The 14,188-nt window shown below is 36.5% G+C and carries 13 protein-coding genes, 2 rRNA genes and 1 pseudogene; 8 read left to right on the top strand and 8 right to left on the bottom strand.

Features of this window, described 5'->3' with window-relative positions; genetic code table 11:
* Window positions 1–195: 195 nt before the first annotated feature.
* From ruvX to GO685_RS00630, 3 genes are read right to left on the bottom strand one after another with little or no spacing between them, the layout of a single operon-like run.
* Window positions 196–663 carry a Holliday junction resolvase RuvX gene (gene ruvX, locus GO685_RS00640; protein WP_175937109.1) on the bottom strand — a complete coding sequence of 156 codons (468 nt, stop codon included), beginning with the start codon at window positions 661–663 and terminating at the stop codon, window positions 196–198.
* Entirely contained in the window at window positions 664–2,448 is a 1,785-nt protein-coding gene (locus tag GO685_RS00635) for a ribonucleoside-diphosphate reductase subunit alpha (RefSeq protein WP_175937108.1), read from the bottom strand.
* Window positions 2,449–2,459: 11 nt separating this feature from the next.
* Entirely contained in the window at window positions 2,460–3,575 is a 1,116-nt protein-coding gene (locus tag GO685_RS00630; protein ID WP_175937107.1) for a methyltransferase, read from the bottom strand.
* Between the two features lie 348 nt (window positions 3,576–3,923).
* Between GO685_RS00630 and GO685_RS00625 the strand changes: the two genes are divergently transcribed.
* Together GO685_RS00625 and rrf are read left to right on the top strand one after the other, a co-directional pair.
* Window positions 3,924–6,714, top strand: a 23S ribosomal RNA gene (locus GO685_RS00625).
* A 66-nt stretch (window positions 6,715–6,780) separates the two neighbouring features.
* Window positions 6,781–6,887, top strand: a 5S ribosomal RNA gene (gene rrf, locus GO685_RS00620).
* Between the two features lie 85 nt (window positions 6,888–6,972).
* Here rrf and GO685_RS00615 read toward each other — a convergent pair.
* Genes GO685_RS00615 through rpmH form a run of 3 tightly spaced genes read right to left on the bottom strand, consistent with a single transcriptional unit; the run spans window position 6,973 to window position 7,797 of the window.
* Entirely contained in the window at window positions 6,973–7,239 is a 267-nt protein-coding gene (locus GO685_RS00615) for a hypothetical protein (RefSeq protein ID WP_175937106.1), read from the bottom strand.
* Between the two features lie 35 nt (window positions 7,240–7,274).
* Entirely contained in the window at window positions 7,275–7,655 is a 381-nt protein-coding gene (gene rnpA, locus GO685_RS05485; protein WP_175937111.1) for a ribonuclease P protein component, read from the bottom strand.
* Window positions 7,656–7,662: 7 nt separating this feature from the next.
* Entirely contained in the window at window positions 7,663–7,797 is a 135-nt protein-coding gene (gene rpmH / locus GO685_RS00605) for a 50S ribosomal protein L34 (protein WP_175937105.1), read from the bottom strand.
* Between the two features lie 114 nt (window positions 7,798–7,911).
* Here rpmH and pstC point away from each other — a divergent pair, with 114 nt between their 5' ends.
* The 3 genes from pstC to GO685_RS00590 all read left to right on the top strand — a co-directional run bounded on the left by pstC (window position 7,912) and on the right by GO685_RS00590 (window position 10,900).
* On the top strand, window positions 7,912–9,000 hold the full coding sequence (pstC, locus tag GO685_RS00600) for a phosphate ABC transporter permease subunit PstC (RefSeq protein WP_175937104.1): 1,089 nt from the start codon (window positions 7,912–7,914) through the stop codon (window positions 8,998–9,000).
* A gap of 107 nt (window positions 9,001–9,107) precedes the next feature.
* Complete coding sequence (gene atpD / locus GO685_RS00595; protein ID WP_175937110.1) at window positions 9,108–10,550, top strand: F0F1 ATP synthase subunit beta; 1,443 nt, start codon at window positions 9,108–9,110, stop codon at window positions 10,548–10,550.
* A 5-nt stretch (window positions 10,551–10,555) separates the two neighbouring features.
* On the top strand, window positions 10,556–10,900 hold the full coding sequence (locus GO685_RS00590) for a F0F1 ATP synthase subunit epsilon (protein ID WP_175937103.1): 345 nt from the start codon (window positions 10,556–10,558) through the stop codon (window positions 10,898–10,900).
* A gap of 92 nt (window positions 10,901–10,992) precedes the next feature.
* Here GO685_RS00590 and GO685_RS00585 read toward each other — a convergent pair whose 3' ends face one another.
* On the bottom strand, window positions 10,993–11,181 hold the full coding sequence (locus tag GO685_RS00585) for a hypothetical protein (protein WP_175937102.1): 189 nt from the start codon (window positions 11,179–11,181) through the stop codon (window positions 10,993–10,995).
* On the opposite strand from GO685_RS00585, the pseudogene GO685_RS05910 reads away from it, so the two are divergent.
* The 3 genes and pseudogenes from GO685_RS05910 to GO685_RS00570 form a co-directional block, all read left to right on the top strand.
* Window positions 11,167–11,348: pseudogene (locus GO685_RS05910) on the top strand (WPE palindromic element domain-containing protein); the annotation flags it as partial. The gene GO685_RS00585 and the pseudogene GO685_RS05910 sit on opposite strands and share 15 nt — an antisense overlap.
* A gap of 96 nt (window positions 11,349–11,444) precedes the next feature.
* Window positions 11,445–12,089: a fructose-6-phosphate aldolase gene (fsa, locus tag GO685_RS00575; RefSeq protein ID WP_175937101.1), complete on the top strand. Its 645-nt coding sequence runs from the start codon at window positions 11,445–11,447 to the stop codon at window positions 12,087–12,089.
* 145 nt (window positions 12,090–12,234) lie between these two features.
* Entirely contained in the window at window positions 12,235–12,489 is a 255-nt protein-coding gene (locus tag GO685_RS00570) for a hypothetical protein (protein WP_175937100.1), read from the top strand.
* Here GO685_RS00570 and fumC read toward each other — a convergent pair.
* Entirely contained in the window at window positions 12,484–13,875 is a 1,392-nt protein-coding gene (gene fumC, locus GO685_RS00565) for a class II fumarate hydratase (protein ID WP_175937099.1), read from the bottom strand. The two genes, GO685_RS00570 and fumC, sit on opposite strands and share 6 nt — an antisense overlap.
* Between the last annotated feature and the right edge of the window lie 313 nt (window positions 13,876–14,188).

Here is a 14,188-nt window from a genome sequence, read left to right as displayed (position 1 = left end):
TCTCAATTTGACAAGACTGCTGAGGTTTTTATGGGTTTTTTAAACTTCGTTGGTTCTCTCATATGGCTTCTCTAAAATTTTGTTCACAGAGCCTAAATATCAATTTTATCAAGCAAATTGTTTTGTTTTTGAATAAAACTCCTCATATCTTCACTTTTATGGTATAAGTTCATACAGTTACGTGCTGAAAAGAAACTATTTAATTGTATTTATCTTGTCTAATGCTCGCTGTAAGATAATACATGCAGCAATTTTATCGTCTATTTTTTTCGATTTTGTGATTGATACTCCGGTAATCTTTAGTGTATGGGCTGCAATGAACGTTGACAAGCTTTCATCTTGTAAATATATACTTGCCTTACATTTTTTTATCATTTTGTTTGCGAATTGGATTATGGTTTCACACCACTCACTTTTTTGCTTCTCTATTTCCAGTGGTAGCCCTATTACTATTGACCCGGCTTCATTTTCTTTGAACATCCTGTTTAAATAACCTAAATCTTTACTTATGTTTTTTCTGTGGTACACACTGTGAGCTGTGGCTATGAGCTGCGTTTTATCACTGAATGCTATGCCTATTCGCTTTTCTCCCATGTCAAGACATATTATGCATTTGTCTTTTGGAATAGATTTTAGAAATTCATAAGGATCTCTATGTAGCATCTACTGACATGACAAACACTCATCATAATCGATATCTGTTTTTTGCTGCAATATTTCATTTTTTTTAAATATGTCGTGCGAAACTTTGTCGGCCCTTTGCATTGACTGTGATCTACAGTAATATAAACTTTTTAGGCCTTTTTTCCAAGCAAGCATGTGTATTTTGTGCAAGTAACGTTTATGTACGTTAGCAGGTAGAAACAAGTTTACTGATTGAGATTGGCAAATGTAAGGTGTTCTATCGCTTGCGTGTTCTATAATCCATCTTTGATCAAGCTCATACGCTGTTTTGAATGTCAATCTTTCATGTTCGCTAAGGAAATCTAAGTGTTGCACGGAACCTTCATTTGTTGAAATTGAGGACCATATCTTATCATTGTCTTGATTTTTTTCTGCCAATAGCTTTTGTAAGAATTTGTTTCGCACTACAAATGAACCTGTTAGTGTCTTTTGTGTGAATACGTTTGCTGCATATGGTTCTATTCCAGGGGAAGTATTGCCTGCAATAATAGAAATTGAGGCAGTTGGGGCAATAGCAAGCTTATGTGTAAATCTTTCCATTAGATTGATTTCTTTAGCGTCAAGGCATGCTCCCTTTTCCTCTGCTAATTTTTTAGAAACCATATCTGCCTGCTCACGTAAATACTTAAATATTTTTTTATTCCACTGTTGTGCTGTTACTGATTCAAAAGGAACCATTTTACTTTGTAAAAATGAGTGAAAGCCCATAACACCAAGACCGATACTACGCTCTCTTGTTGCAGAATATTTTGCTCGCTGTATTTCATCTGGTGCTTTATTTATGAAATCCTCTAATACATTGTCAAGAAAACGCATTATATCTTCTATGAAGAGTTCATTGTCTTTCCATTCTTCGTAGTATTCAAGATTCACTGATGATAGACAACACACAGCAGTGCGCGATTTGTTTAAATGATCATAACCTGTAGTTAAAGTGATTTCACTGCACAGATTTGACATTTTGATGTCTAGATTGAGTTTTTTGTAAGACTCTGGCTTATTATTATTCGTTGCATCAAGAAAAATAATGTAAGGTTCTCCAGTTTCAATTCTTGCTGTTAATATTTTGATCCATATATCACGCGCCTTGACGGTTGAGATAACTTTGTTATTGTGAGGACTAATTAAATCCCATTCTCTATCATTCTCAACAGCTTGCATGAATTTATCATTTACTATCACGGCATGATGTATATTTAATGCTTTACGATTTGGATCACCCCCCGTTGGCTTGCGTATATCGAGAAACTCTTCTATCTCTGGATGGGATACAGGAAGATAAACTGCTGAACTTCCTCTTCTTAAGGACCCTTGACTGATTGCAAGCGTTAGAGCATTTTGCACCACAATAAATGGCACAATTCCAGATGTTTTACCGCTGCCCTTTACACTTTCACCAATTGAACGTAGATTTCCCCAGTAACTACCTATGCCTCCTCCACGTGCAGCAAGCCAAACATTTTCGTTCCATAAATCAACTATTCCCTGCAAGCTGTCTTCAGTTTCGTTGAGAAAACAAGAGATAGGCAACCCTCTTTTGGTACCACCATTGCTAAGTATTGGTGTTGAAGGCATGAACCACAAGTTGCTCATGTAATCATAAAGACGCTGCGCATGCTCTTTATTGTCAGAATAATAGCTGGCAATGCGTATGAAAAGATCTTGATAACTTTCATTTTCTATCAGATACCTATCCGATAGAACTGCTTTTCCAAAATTGGTTAATTTACCGTTTTTTTCGTGATTAATAGTGATACTACTCATAAATTCCTCTTTTATTTCATTGTATATAGATACTGCTTTGAGCAATAGTGATCTTTAAGCTGGGCTCTTCGGTTTTTTTGTGGATGCTGTAGCGCGAACAAGATACCATTAACCTGACTTCCATATATTTTACAGTAACTCATATAACTTATTTGCATATTTATTTCTTTTGCAACGTGTTGGACATAACTTTCTGAGTGGCAAAAGTAATCTCCTTTATTTACAAAGTCAATACCCTCACCTTCCTTTCTTCTTATTAAGCATATGATTGCTCCTTTTTTGCTCATAAATCCTTTTGCTAGTTCCAATTCTGCTCGGAAGTCATGTAGATAATGTAACACTTCGGCAAAAATAATGACATCATACAAATAATTTCTTTCTTGTGTAAGGAAATCTGTCATTTCCATGTGTATTAACTCATTATAAACAGGTTTACCTTTTATAAAGCATCCTCTGGCAATGTTTAGCATTCTGTTTGAAATGTCAACTCCTGTTATGCAATTTCCAGTATTGTGTATTTTTAAAAAATGACCACATATCCCAGTTCCACAACCAAGATCAAGTATGTTGAGTGCAGAAGTGGAGTTATTAAAGATTTCTGTAATTACCATGTGCACAAGTTCATGTCCTCTGTATTGTTTAGCAATTAACCAATGCTCAACAAAATACTCGCCAGTGTAATCAAAATACTGTTTTATGAGATTTTTGGGCAATTTTGTGATCGATGCTGGGTTTGTCATTTTGTTTATGTAGTAAGAAGCTTCTTCATAGTTACTGTCTAGTTTTAGTGTCTTTGTTAAATAGGTATGAGCTTTATTAATATTTCCCATTGCAAAATGACACCTTCCAATGTTGTACCAAATTACGGATAAATTGGAGTAGAATATGCTGATCAACCAAAATCTTAGCTTTGCATCTGGTATGTGACCTTTATAGAAGTGATATAAACCAATTTCAATGTTGGTGTTTAATAGGTTTTTGGACTTTTCGAAAAGTGCTGTTGCTTCTCTATAGAGATTATTGTATTGATTTACAGCGAATTGTTTGGTCTTCTTAATATTAAACATACCGATTAACTTGCGAATAAAACTTAAAATAACACTTATAAAGGATAAATTGCCTTTCATATTTTAGATACCCTTGGTGCTTACTATCATTTTTGAGTAGACCTGATTTTTAAAGCATTTTATATTATGGAATATTTTTTTCATTGATCTTTAATTGCATATAATTCTGCTTTAACACTCACTTAAATTATAAATTTTACCTACTTAGGATTACAAGTATATTATTATTGTTGCTAATGTAAGTAAATATTTTGTGTAAAAAAGCGTTGACATATTGCTTATTAGTTTCTAACATGTAAGAAGTTAATTTGATTTTTAGATGTTTGACAAGTTTTATGGTAGAGATTAATTTAATCTCAATTCAATTTCAATAATATTTAACTCTGCATATTCTGCATATAGTCGAGTAAATAAATTATTAAGAGCACTTGATGGATGCCTTGGCGTTAAGAGGCGATGAAGGACGTGGCAGGCTGCGATAAGCTGCGGGGAATTGTCAACAGGTTTTGATCCGCAGATTTCCGAATGGGGAAACCCAGCTAGTTAAGCTAGTTATTGCATATTAAATCAATATGCAAAGCAAACTTGGTGAACTGAAATATCTAAGTAACCAAAGGAAAAGAAATCAACTGAGATTCTGTTAGTAGTGACGAGCGGAAGCGGAAAAGGCTAGTGGTTTAAGAATAAGAATTAGAATACTCTGGAAAGAGTAACCATAGAAGGTGATAGTCCTGTATAAGTAGAAAGTTTTTAAATCCTCGAGTAGAGCGGGACACGTGAAATCCTGTTTGAATATGGGGGGACCATCCTCCAAGCCTAAATACTCCTTAGCGACCAATAGTGAACAAGTACCGTGAGGGAAAGGTGAAAAGAACCCCGGGAGGGGAGTGAAATAGAATCTGAAATCGAGTGCTTACAAACAGTTGGAGCTCTATGTTTTTGCTACAAGAGCAATCTTGTAGCTGGTTTACATTAGAGTGACAGCGTACCTTTTGCATAATGGGTCAGCGAGTTAATCTATAGAGCAAGCTTAAGCCGTTAGGTGTAGGCATAGCGAAAGCGAGTCTGAATAAGGCGTTTTAGTTTTATGGATTAGACCCGAAACCAAGTGATCTAGTCATGGCCAGATTGAAGGTGTGGTAAAACACACTGGAGGATCGAACCAGTTAATGTTGCAACATTATTGGATGAGTTGTGATTAGGGGTGAAAGGCCAATCAAACTTGGAAATAGCTGGTTCTCCGCGAAATCTATTTAGGTAGAGCGTTGTATGTATGTTGTTGGGGGTAGAGCACTGGATAGACTAGGGGGACTCACCGTCTTACCAAATCTAACTAAACTCCGAATACCAATAATTAATTATACAACAGACACACTGCGGGTGCTAAGTCCGTGGTGAAAAGGGAAACAACCCAGATCACTATTTAAGGTCCCAAAATTACAGCTAAGTGGGGAAGGAAGTAGAAAAACCATTACAGCTAGGAGGTTGGCTTGGAAGCAGCCATCCTTTAAAGAAAGCGTAACAGCTCACTTGTCTAAATAAGTTTTTCTGCGCTGAAAATGTACCGGGGCTAAAGCTGTATACCGAAGATGTGAGTGCTTATTGATTCCGATCAATAGGTGCGGTAGCGGAGCGTTCTGTAAGTCTGTGAAGGTAGTTTGTGAAAACTGCTGGAGATATCAGAAGTGAGAATGCTGACATAAGTAGCGTAAAAGAGTGTGAAAAACACTCTCACCAAAAATCTAAGGGTTCCTACGTTAAGTTAATCTGCGTAGGGTTAGTCGGTTCCTAAGGCGAGTCCGTAAAGGAGTAGTCGATGGCAATCAGGTTAATATTCCTGAACCTCTTAAGTGTGACGGGTTTTGTATTTGTATAGGTCTGATTGGATTGACCTATGCTTAAAAGAAGCTCCAGGAAATAGCACTTATATTCATGAGACCGTACCGTAAACCGACACTGGTGGATGAGTAGAGTATACTAAGGTGTTGAAAGAATGATGTTGAAGGAACTCGGCAAATTGTACCTGTAACTTCGGAAGAAGGGTAACCTGCTTTTAGGCAACTATTAGTAGGTGGCACAGAATAGGGAGTAGCGACTGTTTACTAAAAACACAGGACTCTGCAAACACGTAAGTGGAAGTATAGGGTCTGACGCCTGCCCGGTGCTGGAAGGTTAATAAGAGGGGTGCGAGCTCTAAATTGAAGCCCCAGTAAACGGCGGCCGTAACACTGACGGTCCTAAGGTAGCGAAATTCCTTGTCGGGTAAGTTCCGACCCGCACGAATGGCGTAACGATTTCTCCACTGTCTCCAACATCAATTCAGCGAAATTGAATTCCCCGTGCAGATGCGGGGTACCCGCGGTTAGACGAAGAGACCCCGTGCACCTTTACTATAGCTTTACATTGTTATTAAAAATGTAATGTGCAGGATAGGTGGGAGACTTTGAAGTTATGGCGCTAGCTGTAATGGAGTCAACCTTGAGATACCACCCTTTACATTTTTGATACCTAACTATGTTTCATTATCTGGAACTAGGACATTGTATGGTGGGTAGTTTGACTGGGGCGGTCGCCTCCTAAAAAGTAACGGAGGCGTGCGAAGGTAAGCTAAAGCTGGTCGGAAATCAGCTTGATAGTATAATGGCATAAGCTTGCCTGACTGCGAGGCTGACAAGCCAAGCAGAGACGAAAGTCGGTCATAGTGATCCGGTGATTCTGTATGGAAGGGTCATCGCTCAACGGATAAAAGGTACGCCGGGGATAACAGGCTGATGGTGTTCAAGAGTTCATATCGACGACACCGTTTGGCACCTCGATGTCGACTCATCACATCCTGGGGCTGGAGAAGGTCCCAAGGGTTCGGCTGTTCGCCGATTAAAGTGATACGTGAGTTGGGTTTAGAACGTCGTGAGACAGTTCGGTTTCTATCTGCCGTGGGTGAAGGAAATTTGAGAAGATCTAACTCTAGTACGAGAGGACCGAGATGGATATACCTCTGGTGTACCAGCTGTTATGCCAATAGCATTGCTGGGTAGCTATGTATAGATGGGATAATTGCTGAAAGCATATAAGCAAGAAACCCTCTTCAAAAAGATTTCCCAATTAAGGCCGTGGAAGACTACCACGTTGATAGGCTAGGTGTGGAAGCATGGTAACATGTGAAGCTAACTAGTACTAATAGCTTGATTGATTTATTTGCTTTCTATGTGTGCATATGCAGTGTTAAATATTAAATTGAATTTATTGAATTAGAGATTTTTATTAACTTGGTGGCTATAGCAAAAATGAAACACCCGATTCCATCTCGAACTCGGAAGTGAAACTTTTTAGCGCTGATGGTACTTGCAAAGGGAGAGTAGGTTCCTGCCAAGTTTATAAAAATTTCTTTATCAATTAAGTGGCAAGCGTACTTTTATTTTAATTCCCTTATTTTGCTATTGTTTTTTAAATCTTTACTTTAGCTGCGTTGCCTTTTCTTCCTTATATGTTTATCGTTTTCTATATCATCTAACATTGTTCCTACTTTTCCTAGTTGATTTCCTTTTGAAGGGGAATGACTGATCTCTGGTAATATTGCATTATTCTTCACACTCTTTAATAATACTTCTTGTTGAAGAAATGCTGATTCCCAATCTATCCGTGTTCCTTTTTCTCTAGAGGGAAATAAGGGCTTATACATCTCACCAAAGCTTATATTATTTACTTCATTTATGTGCTCTATCATTCACCACACCCGTTAACTATTTTTAAAAATTTTACCTATGTTATCATAAATAATATAGTTGTAAATACCTTAATTGAGATTTTTTTTAGGCAAATAGTTAGATCTTTCTGTAAGTTTTTATAACTTGCTTGCATAATATTTCTATGAGTCAATATTATGTAATAGTATCCTACGTTATTTATATTTAGAATGATGAATCTGGCAAGTGCCCGTAATCGTCTTTTGATTTTGTTTCTTTTTGCTGCTTTTCCAGCTTTTTTACTGATAACTAGACCTATTCTAATAGTGTAAATATACTTTTCGGGCTCTTTCTCTTTTATGGCATATAACGATATGTAGAGCCCACGATAAAAAAGACTACCAGTTGCTAGCTTATTTTTAAAAGCAAATGAAAACTCTTTTTTTTTATGCTCGATAACTTAATTATGCACATAGTTTTTTGCATCCTAATGAGCGACGCCTATTGAGAATTTTCCTTCCAGCCCTTGTTGTCATACGTGAGCGGAAGCCGTGCCTGCGCTTTCTTATCAAATTTTTCGGTTGAAATGTTCTCTTCATTGTTTTTATAAATATAATTAGTTATTTTAATTTATTTTACTTTATTGTCAAATGATGGTTGCATTATATTTTGATAATCTTAAAGTTGTATTCTCGTAAAATAAGATTCGATAGATGAATTCGTTGGCAATAATTCTTTCTATACCTACGCTACTAATTCTTTTATTTTGCTTTAAGCAAGTGGATAAGGTTAAATCTTATTTATATCTCAGTTGTATATGGATGTTAACTTGGTTATTAATAATCTGTAACAATTGTTTTATAACTTCCATTTCTATAGCGTTACTTTTTTTCGTGTTTGCTTTTATATTTAAAAGCAAAAGAAATAAGATAATCAAATTTTCACTGTTTGTGGCTCTAGCCATATCGTTTTTTATCACTTTATTTATAATGTTATCTATTCTTACCCAATCTGTTAATTTTTTTAAAGAAGTAGCTATTTCAGAATTCTTGCTTTGCTTGAAATGGAGCCATAATGTTGTAACTATCAATGGAGAAAAAATAGGATGTTTCGGTATAACCCCGCTTTTGGTTGGCACGTTGGTTATAACTATTGTAGCAATGCTGGTTGCTGTTCCGCTTGGTTTGTTTTCTGCAATATATATTAGTGAATATGCGAGTGGGAAAGTGCGTTACATTGTTAATACAACTTTGCAAGTTTTATCTGCTATTCCCACAGTCGTGTATGGATATTTCTCAGTTGTATTTTTATCCTCTTCTGTGAAACAGATAGCAAGTTTTTTTGGTTTGAATATACACTCAGAGAGTGCCTTAGTTGCTGGTTTATCGATAGGGATAATGATTCTTCCTCTTATTATTTCTTTATTGGAAGACGCAGTCAGGTCTGTTCCAAAGAGCTTACGCTATGGCTTTATGGCATTGGGAGCCACTCCAGCAGAAACTATATGGCATATAACAATACCTTATGCAATGCCGACAATTTTAAGTGCAATCTTGTTGTCAATTTCGAGAGCGATAGGTGAAACAATGATTGTGCTGATGGCTGTGGGAATCAACTCAAACTTGGCTTTTAATCCTCTCAATTCAGTTACTACTATTACTGTACAGATTGCTACATTACTTACCGGAGACCAGGATTTTAGTAGTGTACAAACTCTTGCTGCTTATGCACTTAGTTTAGTGTTATTTATTATTACTTGGCTCTTAAATGCGTTTGCACTTTTCATAATAAAGCGTAATTAGCAAATGTTGTTGCAAAATTTCTATTAATAATATAAGATTTATTTTCTTTAGGAGTTCTTTGGGAACTTTTTTATAAAATTGTAGTGTTAGGTGATAAAAGTAAAGAAATGAATATAGGTAGAACGGTTAAGGTAACTCAAGCAGTTGTTGATTTAAAATTTGAAGGCGAGCTACCTAAAATATTTAATGCTTTAAAAAGCAAACTAAAATATAAGGGCAAGGAGCTGGTTTTAGAAGTTTCACAGCATATAGGTGACAATATAGTCCGTTGTATTGCTATGGATAGCACAGATGGTGTATCAAGAGATGATGAATTTGTTGATACAGGTGCACCAATATCAATTCCGGTTGGACGTTCAACTTTAGGGAGAATCTTTAATGTTGTAGGAGAGCTTATAGATGAGTGTGGTCCGCTGAAAGGAAAGTATGATTTAGAACCTATACACAGAGCGCCTCCAAGTTTTACTGAGCAGAGGATACAGGAAGAAGTTTTAGTTACAGGAATAAAAGTTATAGATCTTCTTGCACCTTACCTTAAAGGAGGAAAAATTGGTTTATTTGGTGGAGCTGGTGTTGGTAAAACAGTTCTGATAATGGAATTGATTAACAATATAGCAAAAGCTCATAAAGGATTTTCTGTGTTTGCCGGAGTAGGAGAGAGAACACGTGAAGGTAATGACCTTTATCACGAGATGATCACTTCAAATGTAATAGACATAAATGAGCATGAAAAATCTCAAGCTGTTTTGGTTTATGGTCAGATGAATGAGCCTCCCGGGGCAAGGGCTAGGGTTGCTTTAACAGCTTTAACTATGGCAGAGTATTTTCGTGATCGTGAAAACCAAGATGTTTTATTTTTTGTGGATAATATCTTCCGTTTTACACAAGCTGGTTCTGAAGTTTCTGCTTTACTTGGAAGAATACCTTCAGCTGTTGGTTATCAGCCAACCCTTGCAACCGATATGGGTGCAATGCAAGAGAGAATAGCTTCAACTACTTCAGGTTCCATTACTTCTGTGCAAGCTATATATGTTCCTGCGGATGATTTGACTGATCCAGCTCCTGCAACTACGTTTTCTCACCTTGATGCAACCACAGTGTTATCAAGGCAAATAGCTGAAATGGGGATATACCCTGCTGTTGATCCACTTGATTCAACTTCTCAGTCTTTGTCTGCTGAAATCATTGGTGAAGAGCATTATAAGGTGGCTTCTGAGGTGAAGCGTATATTCCAAACTTATAAATCACTGCAAGATATTATTGTAATACTTGGTATGGATGAACTATCTGATGAGGATAAAATTGTTGTTAATAGGGCTCGTAAAATTCAGAAGTTTCTTTCTCAACCTTTTCACGTTGCAGAGGCATTTACTGGCATGCCTGGCAAATTCGTTTCACTTTCCGATACTGTTTCTAGCTTTAAAGGGATTGTTGAAGGCAAGTATGATCACTTGCCAGAAGCTGCCTTTTATATGGTGGGAAATATAGACGAAGCAATACAAAAGGCTGAATTAATAGAGGCTGAAACTAAAGTTGGAGCTAAAAATTAAAGATTATGAATACCTTTAAAGTACAACTTTTTTCTCCTGATAATCAAATTTCATTCAATAAAGTGACTTCTCTTTCAATAAATGGGCTTGAAGGGGAGCTTATGGTTTTAGCTCACCATTCTCCTTACCTAATTTATTTATTGCCTGGTATAATTACTGTTAAAATGAGTAACCAAAAAAAAGAAAAAGTTGTGGTTGATAATGGTGTGTTGGAAGTTGCAGATAACAATTGTAGCATTATGACGAACCAAGTTCAGATTTTTGATCATGTAATTCATGATGAGGAATCGTTGAAGAGCAAAAGAATTGGTATATGTTTAAGTTATCTTAATGAGAAACATCTTTCTTAGCTGCTTTAGGCAAAAAATCAATTATCATTCAAATGGCTGTAAAATTGTTGCTCCAAATGCTCTTTTTTCGTTATTCCAGAAACTCCAAGGTGTCATCCCAGTGCTCCGACACTGGGATCTATTTCGCAAACCAATAGGTTTCTTGCATTACCCCCTATCATTCCAGTGCATGACGCTGGAACCTGTTTTCTTTTTTTTCTGGATTCCAGTGTCACGTGCACAACTGTACAAGCATTGTGGTTTGAGACTACCAGGCGGGTGTCATCCCAGTGCCCAGACACTGGGATCCAGAAAAATTGATCGTAAACAAGCGCACTACACAACATTTTCGATGAAATTAACAAAAAACTGGATTCCAGTGTCACGCACTGGAATGACAATGTCTGCTACGCAAATTACCTACAAATCACAATGTTCGTACAGTTGTGCGTCACGCGCTGGAATGACACTAAAGGGTGGGCTACTGGTTTTTCATGTAAACAATGGTATGCAAGGAGTTTAATGGCAAGATTTTGCAAAGATATTTTTTTTATGAGAGGTTAGTATGGAAATTTTTCTTGATAGCGTTGATTTAAATGAAATTAAAGAACTAAAAGAGTTCATTGATGGCATAACAACCAATCCTTCTTTGATAGCAAAATCTGGGCGTAAAGATAAATATGAAGATTTAATAAGTGAGATATGCTCTATTATAGAAGGGCCTGTTAGTGTAGAAGTTGTTGCGGATAACCATGAAGATATGATCAAAGAAGGTCTTAAGTTAGCGAAAATCGCTAGCAATATCGTAATCAAACTGCCTCTTACACATGAAGGATTAATTTCTTGTAAAAAGTTGTGGACAGAACATAAAATACCTGTTAACATCACATTATGTTTTTCTCCTGGACAAGCACTGCTTGCCGCTAAGGCCGGTGCTTGTTTTATTTCCCCTTTTGTTGGTCGCCTTGATGATATAAGCTATGATGGCTTGTCACTAATAGAAGATATATGCACTATATATTCTAATTACGACTTTGATACCAAAGTTCTTGTTGCATCGGTAAGAAGTCCAACGCATGTAGTAGAAGCCGCAAGGCTTGGTGCTGATTCAATTACTGTGCCAGCGAAAATACTTAGACAATTACTTAACCATCCACTTACCGACCAGGGGCTTGTAATATTTGAACAAGATTGGAATGCAAAACAATAAACGTTTACAAAAACGGGAAAATTTGAGGAGTGAAAGCAAGTTTTGGCGCTAAATCAGAAAGCAGGTTGTTCAAGAGATCTATTGATCGGTTTTTCTTCTTTCACTATTAATAGATTTATAATGCAATTTAGCTTAAATATTCAGTATGAAAAGCCTTGCACTTACTTTACTATTAGCTTCGTTTCCACTCTTAGCATCATTTACAAGCACTGAGGGCATCAAAGAAAATTGCGATTACGAATATTACCCTAAATTGGATCATCGTTCTGCAGATGAACCGTGCACTATAAAGCGAAATTATTACAGATACGGTGAGAAATTAAAAATGTTAGCAGACGAGAGAATAAAGGAGATAAAGGAAACTGCTTTAAACATTGGTAATAAAACTAGTGATTTATAAATTTACCATTTCTTCTAGTTTTACTATTCTTTCAAACTCTTTTTCAATGAGCAGCTCAAGCTTCAATGCCGCTTCTTTTAGGGTGATATTTTCTTTGTAAGCAAGTTTGGCTATTTTTGCTGCATTGTCATATCCTATATGCGTATTTAATATAGTGACCAACATTAATGACTGATTCAGCAGATCTTTTATTCTCTTTTCATTTGCCTTAATGCCAATCACACATTTTTCTGTGAAATTTAAACTTGCGTCAGCTAAAAGTCTTATAGACTGTAAAACATTGTAAATTATTACTGGCTTAAACACGTTTAGTTCAAAATGGCCGTTTGAACCACTGATGGTTACAGTAACATGATTTCCCATAACTTGAGCACATACCATAGTTACTGCCTCACATTGAGTTGGATTCACTTTACCTGGCATAATTGAAGAACCTGGCTCGTTTTCTGGCAATATTATTTCTCCAATTCCGCATCTTGGACCAGAACCAAGCAACCTTATATCATTTGCAATTTTCATTAAACTGACCGCTACTGTATTGAGTGCTCCACTTAGCTCAACCAGAGCATCATTTGCTGCTAATGCTTCAAATTTATTTTTTGCTGAAATAAATGGAAGATTGGTAATTTCTGCCACTTCTTTAGCAAAATCTTCAGCAAAGCCTTTTTTAGTATTGAGTCCCGTACCAACCGCAGTGCCACCTTGTGCAAGCTCATACACATTGTTCAGAGCTGATTTTATTCTTTCTATTCCCTTTTTAATTTGAACTGCATAGCCAGAAAACTCCTGTCCCAGTGTCAGAGGCGTTGCGTCTTGCAAATGAGTACGCCCTACTTTTATTATATTTTTAAATTCCTGAACCTTATCATTCAATGCCTTATGTAGCACTTCAAGACTTGGAGTGAGAGAACAATTTATCTGCTTTGCTGCTGCTATGTGCATTGCTGTTGGAAAAGTGTCATTTGATGACTGGCCAAAATTCACATGGTCGTTTGGGTGTACTGGAGACTTGCTGCCCAAATCACCGCTCAAAATTTCTATTGCGCGATTGCTGATCACTTCATTCATGTTCATGTTGGTTTGAGTTCCAGATCCAGTTTGCCACACGACAAGTGGAAATTCGTCGTTAAATTTGCCGTCTATTACCTCCTGTGCAGTTGTGCAGATTGCACTTCCTACTTTTTCATCTATAGCACTATGCTTCATATTCACATGTGCTGCTGCAAGTTTTACTATTGCTAACGCTTCAATTATAGGCTCTGGCATCTTTTCCGTGCCAATTTTAAAATTTTCCAAAGAACGCTGTGTTTGCGCTCCCCAATAATGTTCACCTGGTACTTTTATTTCCCCTAAGCTGTCTAATTCTACTCTGGTTTTTTTATCCATCTCTTTCTCCTTGATGTCATACAAATAGCTGAAACTGTAATCCAGTTTCACTACATAAATTTTTCATGTTAATATCTCCACTTTTTGGTTAGTTAAATCATACTGTATTGTATCTTAAACTGCAACTAACCTTTAGCTATAAACATTTAAGAAATTTACCAAGCGAGAAAAAAAGCAAAAGGAGCCCCGTTGGTGGCTAATTATTTATATTAACTTTATAAATTGGCGTTTTTTTATTCTTAACGTTTAAAATTAGATCAGTTGCGGTTTAAAAGCAGCTAGATTAGACGTTAAGAATAAAAAAATGCTAATT

Source organism: Wolbachia endosymbiont of Madathamugadia hiepei (genome assembly GCF_013366855.1).
Taxonomy (GTDB): domain Bacteria; phylum Pseudomonadota; class Alphaproteobacteria; order Rickettsiales; family Anaplasmataceae; genus Wolbachia.
The sequence above is the reverse complement of the archived record's forward strand: the minus strand, read 5'-3'. Positions and strand labels throughout refer to the sequence as shown.

What these genes read in the sequence shown, in the direction of transcription:
- ruvX (WP_175937109.1), bottom strand. Translation starts at nt 663, where the DNA reads ATGCTACATAGAGATCCTTATGAATTTCTAAAATCTATTCCAAAAGAC.
- GO685_RS00635 (WP_175937108.1), bottom strand. Translation starts at nt 2,448, where the DNA reads ATGAGTAGTATCACTATTAATCACGAAAAAAACGGTAAATTAACCAAT.
- GO685_RS00630 (WP_175937107.1), bottom strand. Translation starts at nt 3,575, where the DNA reads ATGAAAGGCAATTTATCCTTTATAAGTGTTATTTTAAGTTTTATTCGC.
- GO685_RS00615 (WP_175937106.1), bottom strand. Translation starts at nt 7,239, where the DNA reads ATGATAGAGCACATAAATGAAGTAAATAATATAAGCTTTGGTGAGATG.
- rpmH (WP_175937105.1), bottom strand. Translation starts at nt 7,797, where the DNA reads ATGAAGAGAACATTTCAACCGAAAAATTTGATAAGAAAGCGCAGGCAC.
- pstC (WP_175937104.1), top strand. Translation starts at nt 7,912, where the DNA reads ATGAATTCGTTGGCAATAATTCTTTCTATACCTACGCTACTAATTCTT.
- atpD (WP_175937110.1), top strand. Translation starts at nt 9,108, where the DNA reads ATGAATATAGGTAGAACGGTTAAGGTAACTCAAGCAGTTGTTGATTTA.
- GO685_RS00590 (WP_175937103.1), top strand. Translation starts at nt 10,556, where the DNA reads ATGAATACCTTTAAAGTACAACTTTTTTCTCCTGATAATCAAATTTCA.
- fsa (WP_175937101.1), top strand. Translation starts at nt 11,445, where the DNA reads ATGGAAATTTTTCTTGATAGCGTTGATTTAAATGAAATTAAAGAACTA.
- GO685_RS00570 (WP_175937100.1), top strand. Translation starts at nt 12,235, where the DNA reads ATGAAAAGCCTTGCACTTACTTTACTATTAGCTTCGTTTCCACTCTTA.
- fumC (WP_175937099.1), bottom strand. Translation starts at nt 13,875, where the DNA reads ATGGATAAAAAAACCAGAGTAGAATTAGACAGCTTAGGGGAAATAAAA.